This is a genomic window from Ruegeria sp. HKCCD6604 (assembly GCF_013110635.1).
GTDB lineage: Bacteria > Pseudomonadota > Alphaproteobacteria > Rhodobacterales > Rhodobacteraceae > Ruegeria.
This window is the reverse complement of record NZ_WVQW01000001.1, coordinates 831,366-847,438: the sequence shown is the minus strand read 5'-3', so window position 1 is coordinate 847,438 and position 16,073 is coordinate 831,366. Positions and strand designations below refer to the sequence as shown.

At 55.8% G+C, this 16,073-nt stretch carries 14 protein-coding genes; 5 read left to right on the top strand and 9 right to left on the bottom strand.

Translation table 11 applies throughout. The features are described 5' to 3' along the window. Positions 1-7: 7 nt before the first annotated feature. The 5 genes from GS614_RS04220 to GS614_RS04200 all read right to left on the bottom strand — a co-directional run bounded on the left by GS614_RS04220 (position 8) and on the right by GS614_RS04200 (position 6,211). Complete coding sequence (locus tag GS614_RS04220) at positions 8-1,366, bottom strand: glutamine synthetase family protein (protein ID WP_152458471.1); 1,359 nt, start codon at positions 1,364-1,366, stop codon at positions 8-10. After that, on the bottom strand, positions 1,366-2,046 hold the full coding sequence (locus GS614_RS04215; RefSeq protein ID WP_171725572.1) for a type 1 glutamine amidotransferase: 681 nt from the start codon (positions 2,044-2,046) through the stop codon (positions 1,366-1,368). Before GS614_RS04215 ends, GS614_RS04220 begins: the two co-directional genes overlap by 1 nt. A gap of 58 nt (positions 2,047-2,104) precedes the next feature. Further along, entirely contained in the window at positions 2,105-3,424 is a 1,320-nt protein-coding gene (locus GS614_RS04210; protein ID WP_171725571.1) for a glutamine synthetase family protein, read from the bottom strand. Between the two features lie 132 nt (positions 3,425-3,556). Then, positions 3,557-5,743, bottom strand: a complete 2,187-nt coding sequence (locus tag GS614_RS04205; protein ID WP_171725570.1) for a xanthine dehydrogenase family protein molybdopterin-binding subunit — start codon at positions 5,741-5,743, stop codon at positions 3,557-3,559. A 3-nt stretch (positions 5,744-5,746) separates the two neighbouring features. Further along, positions 5,747-6,211 carry a (2Fe-2S)-binding protein gene (locus GS614_RS04200; RefSeq protein WP_152458467.1) on the bottom strand — a complete coding sequence of 155 codons (465 nt, stop codon included), beginning with the start codon at positions 6,209-6,211 and terminating at the stop codon, positions 5,747-5,749. Positions 6,212-6,352: 141 nt separating this feature from the next. Between GS614_RS04200 and GS614_RS04195 the strand changes: the two genes are divergently transcribed. The 5 genes from GS614_RS04195 (at position 6,353) to GS614_RS04175 (ending at position 12,154) form a co-directional block, all read left to right on the top strand. Beyond that, positions 6,353-6,955 (top strand): TetR/AcrR family transcriptional regulator, encoded by a 603-nt coding sequence (locus GS614_RS04195; protein ID WP_152458466.1) that lies wholly within the window; start codon positions 6,353-6,355, stop codon positions 6,953-6,955. Between the two features lie 1,016 nt (positions 6,956-7,971). Beyond that, the gene (locus GS614_RS04190; protein ID WP_216601087.1) at positions 7,972-9,324 is read left to right on the top strand and encodes a DEAD/DEAH box helicase; all 1,353 of its coding nucleotides are present in this window, start codon (positions 7,972-7,974) and stop codon (positions 9,322-9,324) included. Between the two features lie 58 nt (positions 9,325-9,382). Continuing rightward, entirely contained in the window at positions 9,383-9,592 is a 210-nt protein-coding gene (locus GS614_RS04185; RefSeq protein WP_170329064.1) for a cold-shock protein, read from the top strand. 1,549 nt (positions 9,593-11,141) lie between these two features. Beyond that, positions 11,142-11,831, top strand: a complete 690-nt coding sequence (locus tag GS614_RS04180) for a hypothetical protein (protein ID WP_171725569.1) — start codon at positions 11,142-11,144, stop codon at positions 11,829-11,831. A gap of 74 nt (positions 11,832-11,905) precedes the next feature. Then, on the top strand, positions 11,906-12,154 hold the full coding sequence (locus GS614_RS04175; RefSeq protein ID WP_039524390.1) for a ParB N-terminal domain-containing protein: 249 nt from the start codon (positions 11,906-11,908) through the stop codon (positions 12,152-12,154). On the opposite strand, the gene GS614_RS04170 is transcribed toward GS614_RS04175, so the two are convergent. From GS614_RS04170 to GS614_RS04155, 4 genes are all read right to left on the bottom strand, one after another. Next, positions 12,146-13,159, bottom strand: a complete 1,014-nt coding sequence (locus GS614_RS04170; protein ID WP_171725568.1) for a fatty acid desaturase — start codon at positions 13,157-13,159, stop codon at positions 12,146-12,148. The genes GS614_RS04175 and GS614_RS04170 overlap by 9 nt on opposite strands. A gap of 72 nt (positions 13,160-13,231) precedes the next feature. Next, positions 13,232-13,438 (bottom strand): cold-shock protein, encoded by a 207-nt coding sequence (locus tag GS614_RS04165; protein WP_171115248.1) that lies wholly within the window; start codon positions 13,436-13,438, stop codon positions 13,232-13,234. Positions 13,439-13,816: 378 nt separating this feature from the next. Next, the gene (locus GS614_RS04160; protein WP_256368869.1) at positions 13,817-14,392 is read right to left on the bottom strand and encodes a carboxymuconolactone decarboxylase family protein; all 576 of its coding nucleotides are present in this window, start codon (positions 14,390-14,392) and stop codon (positions 13,817-13,819) included. 157 nt (positions 14,393-14,549) lie between these two features. After that, the gene (locus GS614_RS04155; protein ID WP_171725566.1) at positions 14,550-16,064 is read right to left on the bottom strand and encodes an ABC-F family ATP-binding cassette domain-containing protein; all 1,515 of its coding nucleotides are present in this window, start codon (positions 16,062-16,064) and stop codon (positions 14,550-14,552) included. Positions 16,065-16,073 lie beyond the last annotated feature (9 nt).

Sequence of the window (16,073 nt, the reverse complement as noted above, 5' to 3'; positions counted from 1 at the left end):
GAAGGTCTCAGACGTTGATCAGCAGATGTTCACGTTCCCACGGAGAGATGACCTGTAGGAACTCCTCGTACTCGGCCCGTTTGACGATGCCGTAAACGCGGGCGAATTCGGGGCCCAGAACTTCGTGCAGGGCAGTGGCCTCGTCGAACAGGTCCAGCGCTTCGCCCATGACCTGCGGGATATCGCCCTCGCCTTCATAAGCGTCGCCATAGAACTGACGACGTGGGCGTTCCTGCTCGACCAGGCCAAGATAGCCGCAGGCCAGCGACAGCGCGATGCCCAGATACGGGTTGCAGTCCATCCCGGCGATGCGGTTCTCGACGCGTCGCGATTCCGGGCCGGACAGGGGCACGCGAATACCGGTGGTGCGGTTGTCACGGGCCCATTCCAGGTTGATCGGTGCCGCGTGATCTTTCACATAGCGCCGGTAGGAATTCACATAGGGCGCCATGACTGCCAGACCGGCGGGCAGGTGGTTCTGCAAACCGGCGATGAAGTGATAAAACGCGTCCGTCTCACCCCCTTGAGGACCAGAGAAGATGTTCTGACCGGTTTCCATGTCGATGATCGAGTGATGGATATGCATGGCCGAACCCGGCTCTTCCTCGATCGGTTTGGCCATGAAGGTGGCAAAACAATTGTGGCGCAGCGCGGCCTCGCGGATCAGGCGTTTGAAATAGAAGACTTCATCGGCCAGTTTCACCGGATTGCCGTGACGCAGGTTGATTTCCAACTGCCCGGCGCCGCCTTCCTGCGTGATGCCGTCGATCTCAAACCCCTGATGCTCGGCGAAATCATAGATGTCGTCGATCACCGGGCCAAACTCGTCCACGGCCGTCATGGAATAGGCCTGCCGCGCCGCGGCCGGGCGGCCGGAACGCCCCATCATGGGTTTGATGCCCTGCGCCGGGTCCACGTTGGGGGCAACCAGAAAGAACTCCATCTCTGGTGCAACAACCGGCTTCCATCCCTTATCATGATAAAGCTGCACAACACGCTTGAGCACGTTACGCGGGCTGTAGGGGATCGGATTGTCATCCCGGTCGTAGGCGTCGTGGATCACTTGCAATGTCCAATCCCCCGTCCACGGCGCAGCGGAAGTGGTCGAGAAATCGGGCTTCAGGATCATATCCTTTTCGATGAACCCGTCATCGCCGGCCGCTTCGCCCCAGCCCCCCGTGATGGTCTGGTAAAAAATGCTGTCGGGCAGGTGGAAATAGGATTGCTTTGCGAATTTTGATGCAGGCACCGCCTTGCCGCGCGCAATGCCCGGCAGGTCCGAAATGATGCATTCAACTTCGTCCAGTCGTTGCCCGTGGAAATATGCCTTTGCGGCTTCCGGCAATTTATCGGTCCAATCAGCCATCAGGCTCTCTCTTTCTTTAGAAACTCAGCCATGTGGCGCGCGATTTTGGCGTTGTCGTCCGGGGCCGTCTCGCGATTTGCGGCTTCGCGCATCAGGTCTTCGGGCACCACGCCCTTGCCCCGTGTCCGCATCAGGCCTGCGACGAATCCGTTGGTGAATTCCGGGTGGGCCTGAACCGTCCAGATTGTATCCCCATAAGCCAGCATCGCGTTTTCGCAGAAGGCATTCCGGCCCAGAACCCGCGCTTCTTTCGGCAATTCGACAACCTGATCCTGATGCCAGGCATTCAGCCATAATCTGTTGCCGTCATATTCGTATTCCGTACGACCTACGGCCCATCCTTTCGAGAATTTCTCGACCTTGCCACCCAGTGCCTGAGCAATGATCTGGTGGCCAAAGCAAACGCCGATCAGGGGTTTTCCACTTTCCCGGATCTCGCGCACCAACGCTTCCAGCGGGGCGATCCAGGGAAGGTCCTCGTAAACCCCGTGGCGCGATCCGGTAATGATCCATCCATCCGCATCATCCGCGCCATCGGGGAAAGTGCCGTCCACGACGGCGAAGGTCACGAACTCGAACCCGTTGTCACGCAGCAACGCGGGGAAAAGTTCGTCATAATCCCCGAATTCTTCCTGTAGCACTTCGGGGGTGTGGCCGGTTTGTAGAATACCGATTTTCATGTGTCACCAAATTTGATCAAATTAACCCTAACCGAGACTGGTTGACGCGGCAAGGGGGTCAAACCGTCTCGAGATAGCACAGCCAGTGATCCTCGGGCGGGATGTTCGCAAATCGGGTGATCTCTTGTCGCTTGGTCATGGTCAGATAGCGGATCAGGTCAGCGGGGAACAGCCGGGCCACCAGGGGATCCGTGGCGAACGTGTCAATCGCGCTCGACCAATCCGGCATCAGTTGAGGCAGGTCCACGATGTCATAGGCGTTCCCCGTGATCGGGGCAGGTGGGGTCAAGCTGTCCTCGATGCCGACAAGTGCCGCGCCCAGAACCGCGGTCAGCATCAGATACGGGTTTATGTCCCCGCCGGCGACGCGGTGTTCGATGCGCCGTGCGGCGGGCGCCCCCCCCGGGATGCGAATGGCGGCCGTTCGGTTTTCATAGGCCCAGCAGGCGCCCGTGGGCGCATGTGCACCCGGTATGAGCCGTGTGTAGGAGTTGCCGTGAGGTGCAAATATCAGCGTACTGCCCGGCATGGCCGCGACACAGCCCGCTACGGCAGACCGCAATATCTCGGTGCCTTCCGGCCCGTTGTTGTCGAACACATTGTGTCCGTTCTGGTCCAACACCGAGAAATGCACATGCATTCCGTTGCCCGCGTCATCGGCATAAGGCTTGGACATGAAGGTGGCCGCAAATCCGTGCCTGCGTGCTAATCCACGCGTCAATGCCTTGAAAAGCCACGTATCATCAGCGCAGCGCATGGCGTCCTGATGGTTCAGGTTGATTTCGAACTGACCGATGCCGCTTTCGGAAATGGCCGTCTGCGCGGGGATGCCCATTGCGGCGCAGCCATCGTACAGGTCGGTAAAGAACGCCTCGAACGCGTCCATTTCGGCAACCGACAGAACGGCCTCATCCGCAAGGCGCCGCCCTGTGATCGGATTCACCGGTGGTTGCGGCTGCGCGGCAGAAGCGTCAACGAGTGTGAACTCCAACTCCGTCGCGGCAACAACGGACCAGCCGCGTTGCGCATAGCGGTCGAGTGTGGCGGACAGGGCATGCCGCGGGTCGCCCGGGAAGGGTACGCCGTCATCATCATACAGACACATCGGCACCAGCGCTGTTTCCGTATCCAGCCAGGGCACGGGGACCGGGCCGCGTTCGGTCGGGCGCAGCACCCCATCAGCGTCGCCGGTTTCAAAGACCAGCGGGCTTCCTTCGATATCAGCGCCCCACAGGTCTACGTTCAGTGCCGAAAACGGCATTCGCACGGCGCCTTTTCCCAGTTTGTCGGCATAGCCGGGGGGCACGCGTTTGCCCCGCATCTGACCGTTCAGGTCACATGCGGCAACGCGAAAATTGTGCAGGGCTCTCAGATCCATTGGGGGCTCCGTCGGTGAAACTCCCCAGTGATTTACTTCAATGGATGTGCTTTGTCACCAAATTTGATCAAATTCTGACTTGGGTATTCAAGGAACGCCCGCGCCGGTATTGACCGGCGCGGAGAGCTGTTTTCAGGCAAAGCTTACGCCATGTTCTTCCATGGGCAATTGCGCCACATGCAAACCTGACAGGGCCTTGATCGCATTGGCCAAAGCCGGTGCCGACGGTGGCGTGCCGGGTTCTCCGACGCCGGTCGGCGCTTCGGCCGATGGCACGATGTGCACGTCGATTGCAGCAATATCCCCGATGCGCAGCGGTTCGTAATCCGGGAAGTTGTATTGATCAACGGCCCCGCTTGTCAGGGTGATCTGGTCACGCATCACATGGCCAATGCCATAGCCGATGCCGCCTTCCATCTGGGCCCGCACGATATCGGGGTTCACGGCGATACCGCAATCCACGGCACAGGTGACCTTTTCAATCCTGATGCCACTTTCCGGATCGCCCGAGATTTCGACCACTTCAGCCGCGTAAGACCCAAAGGACTTGTGAACGGCAATCCCCTGCGACCGGCCTTCTGGCGCATTGCCCCAGTTCGCCTTTTCGGCCGCCAGCTTCAAAACAGCTGCCTTGCGCTGCTGGTCCGGGTTGCTGCTGTCGGGCAGATGGGCCAGACGGAACTCCACCGGATCACGACCGGCGACCTCGGCCACCAGATCCATCATGGTTTCCATCGTATAGGCGGTGTGGGTGTGCCCGACCGAGCGCCACCACAGAACCGTCGTCGCCTTTGGCGTGTCGGTCAGACCCACCGCCATGCCGGGGATGTTGTAGGGGCTGTCCGAAACGCCTTCGACCGAGCTGTGGTCGATGCCGTCATGAACCAGAACAGCCTCGAACGGGGTGCCCTTGATCACGGATTGGCCGGCAATCTGGTGCTGCCACCCGACGATGTTGCCTTCGGCGTCCAGACCCACACGAACCTTGTGGCCAAAGGCCGGTCGGTAATACCCGCTGCGAATGTCGTCTTCGCGCGTCCAGACCAGTTTCACCGGGCGCGAGCGGTCAGTGATGACAAAGGCCAGGGCGGCCTCGACCTGATAATCCGCATCCGGGGTGGCGCGGCGCCCGAACGACCCGCCTGCTAGCATGGTTTTGATGTGGATCTTCTCGGCGGGCAGGCCAAAGATCTGCTGGTAGGCCATATGAGGTCCCGTCGGCATTTGTGCCCCGTCATGCAGAACGATGTCTCCGTCTGCGGTCTGCTCGATGGTGCAGTTCAACGGTTCCATCGGGGCATGGGCCAGCAGTGGGAAGTAGAACGTATTTTCGACGACCTTGTCCGCGCCGTCGATGGCGGCTACCACAGCGGCAAAATCCGCCTTGTTGACGTTATACGTGGGCTCAGCCTCCAGCGCGGCCATGATCTCGGCCTTGATCTGGTCCGAGTTGCGGGTTTCCGCGCCGGACATGTCCCACTCGACCTCAAGCGCATCGCGTGCCTGAATCGCGGCCCAGGTGTTCTCGGCGTACACCGCGACGCCCGCCTGATTGGGCAGAACCGCGGCGCTGATATAGCCTTTGACCTCTTTCGATGCGCTGTCATCAAAGCCCAGCGCGATGCCGCCCTTCGCTTCGGGGCGTTTGATCATGGCGATCATCTGGTTGGGTAGGTGAACGTCCATGGCAAACATCGCCTGGCCGTTGCTTTTGATTGCCGTATCCTTGCGGCGCACCGTTTCATTTCCGATCAGACGGAATTCGGACGGGTCCTTCAGGCGTGGCTCTGCCGGAGCGTCCAGTTGCGACGCAGCGGACACGAATTCAGCGATCGGAGCCGACTTGTCGCCTGCCTTCACGATGCCGTCTTCGATGGTGATGCCGGATGCATCCACGCCCCAGCTTTGCGCGGCGGCGTTGATCAGCATTTCGCGCGCGGCAGCACCGGCCTGACGGTATTGCAGCCACGAATTCGCCATCGCGGTCGAACCGCCGGTGCCCTGGAATGGGCCGAACAGCAGGTTGTTGTAGACATTCGGATCCGAGGGGGCGAACTCGTATTCGATCTGGTCCATGGTCAGGCCGATTTCTTCGGCAATCAGCGTCGGCAGTCCGGTCGCCGGGCCCTGACCTTTCTCAAAATGTTTGACGATGGCGGTCACGGTGCCATCGGCATCGATCTTCACAAATGGATTGAACTGCGCGGTCTCGGACGAGGCCGCGGCCAGCGCACCGTCCGGACGGGTGCCGACCAGAAGGACGGCACCGGCAGCGGCGGCGCTTTTCAGAAACCCACGGCGAGAAGTGTTGATGGTCATGGATCAGGCCTCCAGAATTTCAGACGCGCGCTGGATGCCGGCGCGAATGCGTTGATAGGTGGCGCAGCGGCAGGCGTTGCCGGACATGTACTCGTCAATCTCCTGGACTGACGGTTTCGGGTTCTCGGACAGCAGCCCGACAGCCGACATCACCTGACCCGACTGGCAATAGCCGCACTGGACAACATCCAGTTCGACCCAGGCCTGTTGTACGGCAGCACCGATCTTGTCGTCACCGACAGCTTCGATGGTCGTGACTTCGGCGTCTTCGACGTCTTCAATGAATGTCTGACAGGAACGGACGGGCTCACCATTCACGTGCACGGTGCAGGCCCCGCAGGATGCCACGCCGCAGCCGAATTTTGTGCCGGTCAGTTTCAGTTCGTCTCGGATCACCCAGAGAAGAGGCGTTCCGGGTTCGGCATCAACCTCGTGGGTCGTGCCGTTCAGGTTCAATTTAAGAGCCATGATGAGGGGGTCTCCTGTTGGTGCTGGTTTCCGCAATTGGTAAACTCGCGGGTTTACTCATGGCATATAATTTCGCCCTTGTAAACTCCTGCGTTTACCTAGTATTTGACCGGGGCACGTCAATAGGTCTATAGCTCTGACATGAACGAATGCAGCGCACAGAATGCGTCCAAGCGCGCACAGATCATCGAAGCTGCCGTGGCCGAGTTCCAGGAAAAGGGCTTTGCCGCGGCCAGTATGGATCGCATTTCAGCAAGGGCCGAAGTGTCCAAGCGTACGTTGTACAAGTACTTTGAAAGTAAAGAAAACCTGTTCCGCTCCATCGTGGTCGAATTGTCAAGTCGCTTTGCTGAAGTGCTGGAAATTCGGTATGAAAAAGGTCGCGATATTCGTACGCAACTGACTGAACTGGCCTGGGCCGAAGGGCGCATTCTGATGCGGCCCGATGTTATCGCGATGGCCCGGATGGTGATCAGCGAAACCTTGCGCAACCCGACGCTTGCGGCGGAAGCGCAGGGCAAGCTGGACAAGACGGCGACGTTCATTGCCATGCTCAAAGATGCGGCAGAGGATGGGCAGCTTCGGATCGATGATCCGGAACGGGCCGGGCGCGAATTCATTGGCCTGATCAAGGCGCGCGCCTTCTGGCCGCTGCTGTTTACGGGTGGGGTGCTCAGCGAAGCCGAGATGACTGAAACGATCGAAAGCAGTGTCCAGATGGTAATGAGCCGATATGGTGTCTGATCGGAAGCAACTCACTGATAATGGTCGCCGTCGGGACGTCGTCAGAGGAATTTGTTAGGGCTTTTCGACTTGATTCGGATGGGCAAGGCCGCTGACAGTCCATCGGATTTCGAAGCATAGCAGGACGGAGGCGTTGCTGTGACAGGCAAGGCAACACAAGCTGCGCGTTTAAGCGTGGCACCCATGATGGATTTGTGCGGCTGAGCGTAGCGTATTGTTTTATATGTGTTTATTGGGGGTGAATTTGGCGCGTAGCACATATGTAGCGACAGGCCCTACCTGATGTTGAAGCCGTGCTTCACTCGCTTGATGATGCAGCATTCTCGGTTTTTCGGCAAGCGAACGTAGAGGAGAACGCCGGGCCTCTTCTTTGGTGGGAACTCTGAGAATGAAGTACCTTGTTGAAACGCTCTGGCTGCACAGCCGAGGGCCGGCGTCTTTCGCCTCACTGCGGGGGCGAGTGTTTCTTCGGGGTTCATGAAGAAGTCCAGGAGAAAAAACCTGATACAGCAAGTCGCGCCTGATTTCACTTCTTCAACGTTCAATCGGAATTCGAGAAGAGAACAAGGGTTTTCCAGCGTCCTCGTGACTACATCTGACTTCGGTCTCTCATGGCACGGGGATAGGTCAGGGGAATTCCGGCCCAGAGCCGACATCCAACCCGCTATCTTGATGCTGCAGTTGCACCCGCTTTGCGGACATTCAAACCGCACATGATAAACCTACCCAAAACCGCGCTTTCGCCGCATTGTTCATGGACGCGCAAGACGCGGGCAAACCCAACCTTGGGCAAATATTTGCTCTCAAATGAGTTGTTGCTTTCTTAACCTTTGCCCTGTAGGAGAAGCGCAACGCCGCGTGTGGATGACCAAATCAGCGGCAAAGTATTCTCGCCCGTGATCCCCAGATCGTTGTCTTGAATAGCTCCTTGAGAGCAACGAAACGACGGCGGCTATTTCATACGAGCTTCCCAGTAGATTAGAGAGACCAAGTGCCGATAGCGGTGAACCGCGTTTATGGCACGAGACCAAACGCTTTTGACGACATTTGACACCCTCGGCCTTGCCGAGCCCATCCTGAAGGCCATCAAGGCTCAAGGATATTCGACCCCTACGCCCATTCAGGCCAAGGTCATTCCGCTGCTGCAATCTGAGCGCGACGTGATCGGCATTGCCCAGACCGGCACAGGAAAAACCGCCTCATTTGTATTGCCCCTGTTGCATCGGATTGAGCGTGAGAGATCAAAACCCGCTCCGAAACAGTGCACGACATTGATCCTGACGCCGACGCGCGAGCTTGCGGCGCAGATCGTGGACAACATCCGCGCTTACAGCAAGTTCAGCCAGATCACGGCGACACTTGTCGTCGGTGGCGTACGCCCCGGCGGGCAGATCAAGGCTCTCAGCGGCGGTGTGGACATTGTGGTGGCAACACCCGGACGCCTGCTCGACCACCTTGGCACTGGCGTTATCAACCTGTCCGCAACCAAAGCCATTGTGGTGGATGAGGCTGATCAGATGCTGGATCTGGGCTTTCTGCCCAGCATTCGCAAGATCATAGCAAAACTGCCCGAGGCTCGCCTGACGGCACTGCTTTCGGCAACAATGCCGGGGCAGATCAGAAAACTCGCTGATGACTTCCTGAACGATCCGGCAGAGGTTCAGGTGGCTGCTGTTTCAACGCCGATTGAACGGATCGCGCAGAGCGTCCGGCATGTGGCCAAGCAGGACAAACGCCGTGTTCTGGCAGATATTCTGTCGGACAAGGACGTGCATCGCGCCGTTGTCTTCACGCGCACCAAACGCGGAGCGGATAACGTCTGCAAGCACCTGATTGCTGCCGGGATCAACTCCGCCGCTATTCACGGGAACAAAAGCCAGCCACAGCGCGAACGCGCCATGGCAGGATTCCGGTCAGGGGCAACCACTGTCCTTGTGGCCACCGATATTGCGGCACGGGGGATCGACATCGATGATGTATCCCATGTGGTGAATTACGAGCTTCCGAATGTGCCGGAATCCTATGTGCATCGCATCGGCAGGACCGCCCGCGCAGGCAGAACCGGCACCGCAATTTCACTGTGTGATCGCGAAGAGATGTCCCTCCTGCGGGATATCGAAAAGCTGATCGGCAACAGGCTGCCAAGCGGCTCAGAAGCGCAAGACGTGCCTGTGAAACGCGGTCGGGTTGCACAACTGCAAAAGCCCTGTGCTGCCAAAATTGCGCCGCCGCCAAAACCGCGAACGGTTGGTCACGCAACGCGTCAGCGGAACGGACACCAACAACACAAGATCGACCCCGCCCAAGCGCAGGACGGTCTTATGCGAATGCTCTCCAATATTGGTGAGTTCACTCAACCTGCTGCCTAACGCAGCAAGCAGCCCGGCCAATCCCGGCGGGCGCACATGTCATTGAAAGGATAACCTCATGACGACCGGAACAGTTAAATGGTTCAACGAAACTAAAGGCTACGGCTTCATCGAACTGGACAACGGCAGCGGCGACGCATTCGTGCACATCAGTGCCGTTCAGCGCTCTGGCCTCGATAGCCTGAAAGAAGGCGCAAAGGTCGGCTTCGATCTGAAAGAAGACCGGATGCGCGGCAAGACCTCCGCCGAGAACCTGCAATTGCAGTAGGCAATTCACAAACGATGCCAGATAGCGGTTGCTATTGCCGCTGTCTGGAAGCACAGCCAAAGACTGGTTGATCGGTTCGGATTGGGATTGAGACACAATATGTAAGCGGTCACCTATTGGTGGCGTATTAATAGCTTCGAGCTTCTGCCAGCCCTTAGCAGAGCTCGGTCCCTGTTAGTTCGTCAACGGCCACGTTTCAAAGGTGATGTCACGCTGAATTTTGTCTCTCAATTATTCTCTAAGCCACCTGGTCAAACACCGGTCTCAAAAATGAGATATCTCCGTAGCACAGGCTTCGTGACGACGGTGTGGCCTTGACTCTATGCTGGCTAAGAACCACAAGAGTGTATTGGTAAAAATTACTCGATGCCGCGATGCTGCCGGCTTCGCAAATCCAATGGCCTTCAGACTAACTGTAGCATGTGCCCCAGCATAGGAACGGGTTTCGCTGGGGTCTTCGCTATGAGCTCGTTCCTCGCAAGCATTTGCAACTGTCACCGGACATGCACCTGTCATCGCGTGACCAAGGAAAGAAGGCGCCGCATGAACAGCACTTGGCACATGAATTGCGTGTTTGATGCCCGATAGATCAGGTCTCTGGCTCCGTTTGGATCAGTCACTCATTGGGTTTACGCGCTGCATACTTTGTTTGATCTCGACACTTTTGGTGTCGCTCTCAGGAACGCAGCTTGCTGCCCAAGTCGCAGGCAATGCCAGTGCAACGGTTTGTGACGAAGGTTTCGAAAACAGAAACGGATCCTGCCAAAGTCCAGACGTACCCCAAAACGCATATTTAACGGGTAGCTCCTATGGCCGCGGGTGGGAATGCAATCACGGTTTTCAGAATGTCGGAGAACTCTGTGAGAAAATAAGAGTTCCTGAAAATGCCTACCTGGCATCAACCGGAGATCAGTGGGCGTGCAATCGGCTGTTCCAGCGTGCCGGAGAAGAGTGTGAAGAAGTGATTTCGCCCCAAAATGGGTACGTCGAAACTCGGTTTGGCGTGCAGGAAATACACTGCAACTGGGGATTTCGTAAGGAGAACCAGGATTGTGTTGCAATAGAGGTCCCAGAAAACGGTCGTCTGAGCGACAGAGGAAGCTCGGATGGTTGGGTATGCCTCAGAGGTTACAGGGCAGCGGAGAGCGGCTGTGAGCCTGTGGCTGTTCCACAGCATGCATATCTTGCACCTGAAACTTATTCCGGATGGAAGTGCGAACGTGGTTTTCGCGCAAACCGAGACAGGTGCGTTGCGATCCTTGTCCCTTCAAACGCGCATTTGAATCGAAGAGGTGATGGTTGGGAATGTAATCGGCCGTTCACGAGACAGAACGACAAGTGCACCGAAAATGTGGCGCGACAATAAGTTGGTGGAAACCAAAGCCGCCTGACAAATCCGGAAGGACTACGCCGTGAACCATAACTCGATTGACGAAAACCTGGGTAAAAGTCTCAAAGCCGAAAAGGCGCGTCGCCGGTCCAATGGGATTAAGATATCTATTGCGTCAGCAGTGTGCGTTGCAGCGATAATTGTAGTGGTGTTTCTCTGATGCGTAAAAATGCCCCTCAAGTAACCCTTCCCGGTTCAAAGATGTCAGCTCATGGTTTGGAACAAAGAGCGTTTCAGGACCGCAGTGTTCGTAAGTCGCGGAACGCTGACGTATCAGGAGTGATTGAGGAAGAATTTGGAAAGTACTTGATTAAGGCTGGCGTTCTGAGCGGCAATAGTGTTGCACGGGCATTTCCCAAGCCGCCGGCTAAAACGCAGGCAATGATTGCCGATGCAGTTGGAGAAACACCAGTATTGGCCATTGAAGCCTTAAAAGAAATTCTCGAAGAACGAGACAGGAAGCGTAGCGGTCAACGCCGTTTGGAAGGAAACTCCGGCACCCTAGTTCCCAGTGAAAGAGAATATGCCGAGGCATTGCGCCAGATCAGGCTCGCCCCCGCGCAGGTCACATTGCTCAAAGCACTCACAATCGCAGGCAAGGAAGGTCTGACTATTGGTCACTTGTCTCAGGCAGCTGGTTACAAATCGCGCGAGGCCTCCATCAAGGTTTTCAAGAAAATCGGACTATTGATCGCAGAATATCTGGAACTGGACCTACCCGAAGCCGGATCGGTACAGAATGATGGCGCCGCTCAGGTCCTGGCATTTTCTCACATCGAAAGTGACGATGAGCCAGCAACTTGGATTATGCATCAGGAACTGCGCGACGCTGTTCGTTCGGTTCTATGACGTACGTTCCAGCCCCCGCTTTTGAAGCGAGCTCTGAACCGGAACAAATGCACGAAAGGTTGCTCACGTAGCTAATGTTGGAGAAAAGACCATATCCGCTCGACCTGATCTATGTTCCTGTGAAACGGGCGAAAACGCTTGATCAACAAAAAGTTCTGACGCTGGCCGAAGATATCCTGAAGAACGGCCAGAAGACCCCGATCCAGATACGCTCGGACAACAAGAGGTTCGTGCTGATTGAAGGCCTTCACCGCCTAGAGGCCATTCGCGCCCTCGGAGGAGATACTGTCGAAGCCTACTTGGTGCGCGCCAGATTACACTAAATTCTTGTTGGGATTGGCGTTCGACAAAGCCTCGGAAAATGTTAGCAGACGTTGACTTCTTTCATCCCAAAGATGCAATCGTGCACAATGAAAGCTCTCATATAGAGTAATACGCTGGCAATTTTCCAACTCCGAATGGTCGCGCAAAACCTCGTTTAGCCGATAGAACGGTATGCGACTGGCAAGGTGGTGAACATGGTGCACACCAATATTGGCAGAGAACCAGCGCAGGATGCCGGGCAGGGCATAGTGAGAACTTCCATAGAATGCGGCGTTCTGAAGATTCCACCCTTCTTCCCGCTCCCAGGATGTATGTTCAAACTGGTGCTGAATGTAGAAAAGCCAAATACCAATCGACGCGGCGACGATCATGGTTGGCAGGAATACATAAACCAATACATCCAGGCCCCCGGTCCAAAAAATCAGAGCCAGGACCACCGCAATCGCGGCGTTTGTTCCCATAGCACTTGCCCAATACAGCCAGCCTGACCGCATGAACCCAAAAGGCAAACGGTTTTGAAGAAAGAACGTGTAGACCGGTACGATACAGAACAGGAAGAAGGGGTTCCGGATTAACCTGTAAGCGGCACGCCCGACCCACTTTCGCTTCAGATATTCCTCTACAGTCAACGTAGGGATATCGCCCATCCCGCGCCGATCAAGGTTGCCGGTTGAGGCGTGGTGAATCGCGTGGCTTTGCCGCCAGATGTCAAAAGGTGTGAGGGCGAGAACACCCAAGACCCGGCCTGTCCAATTGCAAACGGTACGGTTTTTAAAAAATGATCCGTGACCACAATCATGCATGATGATGAAGAGACGCACCAGAAATGCAGCGTTAAGGGTTGCCAGTGGAATAGCGACCCAGACACCAAGGGAAAGCGCAAACCACGCTGCGCCCCATAGCGCGAAAAAAGGGATAACAGTAATTGTCAGTTCAAAAACACTACGCTTCGTATCGGGTACGCGGTATTGAACGAGCGCCCGGGTCAATTCCTGCTGTTGCAACTGACTTGTTCTCCAACGGCTCTTGGGAACCCTCTGAGCAACCGGGCACCCCAAAAGGATGCCCGTAGCAGGCTATGCGAGTGCCAGGTTGGAAGCGCTGTCGCGTCCGTCACGACCAGCTTCGACGTCAAAAGTAACCTTTTGGCCGTCCTTCAATTCGCTGATGCCGGAACGTTCAAGAGCGGATACATGCACGAACACATCGCGCTTGCCGTCTTCAGGCTCGATAAAGCCAAAACCTTTGGTCGAGTTGAACCATTTTACTGTGCCATTTGCCATGGTGGAAGTCTCCAATTGCGTGTCGCCCGCATCAATGCGGCGACCCGGCGTGGTCGGTCTAAATCGAAAGACTGAACGCCGAATTGAGGAGACAGCAGGTCGAAAAAGAAAAACGTAAGCTTTATGTATATGGACTTCGAGTACCCACAATACAAGCATTGATGCGGTGGAGGACAACAGAGAGATCCTGCCTGCCTAGCAAAACTTAGGTAAGGTGTCGCTGTTCGCTGTCTTTCGAATACGTGACTGGAGCGGGACGAAGCGCCAATACGCTGCACTTGTGCCTAAGTCCGTTTTCGAAGAATGGACGCGGCGCAAAACGGTGGTAATTGTCTGTGACAGGAAAGTATGAGTTTTGTCGTCAGGCACCACCTGACTCTACGCAGAGGCTTGCTGCTTTATCATCTCTAAGAAAACCAAGTAGGAGTCCTTAGCCGCGTCTGGGCCAGCTTTCTGCAAGGTGTGACCCTGAGTACGCCCACCATAGTCAAAGGTGACGTCGCCGCCTTCGACGATGCGGTTCATCATGTTAAAAAGCCCGGTTACCTCAATTGCTTCGAACAGCGCTTCCTCAACCCACCCCTGTTCAAGAACGGCATCGACATCGGCCTGAACGAGTTTGTTTGGCAAGGTGTTGAGCTTCTCGACATAACGCAGCATCGGTTTCATCTTCTCTGAAACATCCGAAGCCTCGATGTCTTCCAAAAGCTGTTTAATAAGACCGGGATCAATGCCTAACGTTTCAGCATGGATCACGTGCGAACCATAACAAAATCGGCAGGAATTGAGCCCTGATACAAACGCTGCAATGAGCTCCCGTTCTCCGATGGTCAGTTCTCCGTTAGACCGAAGGACTGAGTTGACAAAAGTCATCAAGGGTTCAATACTCTTGGGAAAACGTGCCAAAAGGTCTCGAAGGTGAGCGCCTTCTGGCAGAGAAGGCAATCGCGGCATTCTTCGAACTCAATTGTTTGGGTTTTTGAACATACCACGGATCGCGTGCGAGTCATCTTTCGGCCAGACGCGAAACAAAGTGAGCTTTGGCTTAAATCACACGAAAGTCCGTTTCGATGCCTTCCGCACTGCACAAAATGTTGGAACAAAATAATCACTACGAACCCATCTCACTTGCCAAAAACGGCTCGGGGCTGCCCGTTTCTTCCAGACCTTTATCTGTGACAAGCCAAAACCGATTGCCAACATTTCGCAAAAAGCTGCGGTCGTGACTAACAAGCAAACATGAAGCGCCGTGTGTGATCAATTCACCCTCGAGAGCCTCTTGTCCTTCAATGTCGAGATGGTTCGTCGGCTCATCAAGCAAATAGAAATTCGGATTTTTGAGCCGCAGTATCAGCATCGCCAAGCGCGCCTTTTGCCCCCCAGACAGTGCACCGATTTTGGCGCCTTGCATCTGTATGTTCACACCGGCGCCCGCCAAAACGCCACGTGCGCGTTGATCACCAATGTCAAACTGCCCCGTAACAGCGACCATCGGTGTGTCGCTGTCCGAAAGCTGGCTCAGATGCTGGTCTGAATAGGCTGGCACTACCGAAGGGGCACATTTGACCACCCCACTATTCCCTGAAAGTGCACTTTGCACCATCTTTATCAATCGGGTTTTGCCGGTGCCATTGGCCCCCAGAAGCACGATGCGATCTCCTGGCAAAATCCATTTCCGCCCGGTCTTGTACAACAAGCGACCGTCAGGCGTCTCAACCCGTGCGTCATCCAATGTGATCAGAGCTCTGGCATGAGTTCCGCTGTTGACCAGTCTGATATCACCAGCGCTGCGTTCGTAGTGGGCAGGTTTGGCAGATGCTTCAATCTGCGCCGCGCGATCATTTAGCTGTTTGGTCTTGTTCACCAGAAGATCAGACCCAGAATTGATGCCGATGTTCTTCAGCTTCGCCGCCTGCTTGCGTAGCTGCTGCGCTTTGTTCAATTCATTGGCAAACCGCCGTTGGTCAGCAGCATCCGCTTCATCAAGCGCCGCCCGTGCTGCCGAAAATGGAAGTGAAAAAACACGTGACCTTTTCGCGCGCAAAAACAGCGTTTTGTTGGTGGTCGCATCAAGAAATGCTCGATCATGAGAGGTCACTACAATGGGCACTTCACGTGGCAAGGCAGACAACCAGTTCTGGAGCAAGCCTATACGATGCAAATCCAAATGATTGGTTGGTTCATCCAGCAATAGGATATCTGGCTCCTGAATCCACGCGGCAGCCAACAATGCAGTCCGCTGCCACCCACCGCTCAATTCGTTGAGCAGGCGATGCTGCAACTCGAGCGGAACACTCAGATCACCAAGCACGACATCCACACGCCAGCTTTCGTATTCTGCCTGCTCGGCAGGAAGGGCACCCAGCACCCACTCATAAAGCGTTTTGGCATAGGCGCGTTCCGGCACGTATTGGGTTACATATCCCGCTCGCAAACCGCGCGCCCGGACGATACTCCCGTTGGTCGGTTCAGATTGGCCGGCCATGCATTCCAAAAGTGTTGTCTTGCCGCGCCCATTTGCGGCAACCAATCCAATACGATCACCCTTGGAAATTGTCAGGTTCAGTTCATCGAAAAGGAGGTCGCCACGGATTACGCTTAAAGCGTTGATGTTCATCACAGTCATCAGAGTCTC

Coding starts and splice junctions, on each gene's coding strand:
- GS614_RS04200 (WP_152458467.1), bottom strand. CDS start 6,211: ATGGCTCTTAAATTGAACCTGAACGGCACGACCCACGAGGTTGATGCC.
- GS614_RS04155 (WP_171725566.1), bottom strand. CDS start 16,064: ATGACTGTGATGAACATCAACGCTTTAAGCGTAATCCGTGGCGACCTC.
- GS614_RS04195 (WP_152458466.1), top strand. CDS start 6,353: ATGAACGAATGCAGCGCACAGAATGCGTCCAAGCGCGCACAGATCATC.
- GS614_RS04205 (WP_171725570.1), bottom strand. CDS start 5,743: ATGACCATCAACACTTCTCGCCGTGGGTTTCTGAAAAGCGCCGCCGCT.
- GS614_RS04210 (WP_171725571.1), bottom strand. CDS start 3,424: ATGGATCTGAGAGCCCTGCACAATTTTCGCGTTGCCGCATGTGACCTG.
- GS614_RS04165 (WP_171115248.1), bottom strand. CDS start 13,438: ATGGCAAATGGCACAGTAAAATGGTTCAACTCGACCAAAGGTTTTGGC.
- GS614_RS04190 (WP_216601087.1), top strand. CDS start 7,972: ATGGCACGAGACCAAACGCTTTTGACGACATTTGACACCCTCGGCCTT.
- GS614_RS04220 (WP_152458471.1), bottom strand. CDS start 1,366: ATGGCTGATTGGACCGATAAATTGCCGGAAGCCGCAAAGGCATATTTC.
- GS614_RS04175 (WP_039524390.1), top strand. CDS start 11,906: ATGTTGGAGAAAAGACCATATCCGCTCGACCTGATCTATGTTCCTGTG.
- GS614_RS04185 (WP_170329064.1), top strand. CDS start 9,383: ATGACGACCGGAACAGTTAAATGGTTCAACGAAACTAAAGGCTACGGC.
- GS614_RS04160 (WP_256368869.1), bottom strand. CDS start 14,392: ATGCCGCGATTGCCTTCTCTGCCAGAAGGCGCTCACCTTCGAGACCTT.
- GS614_RS04215 (WP_171725572.1), bottom strand. CDS start 2,046: ATGAAAATCGGTATTCTACAAACCGGCCACACCCCCGAAGTGCTACAG.
- GS614_RS04180 (WP_171725569.1), top strand. CDS start 11,142: ATGCGTAAAAATGCCCCTCAAGTAACCCTTCCCGGTTCAAAGATGTCA.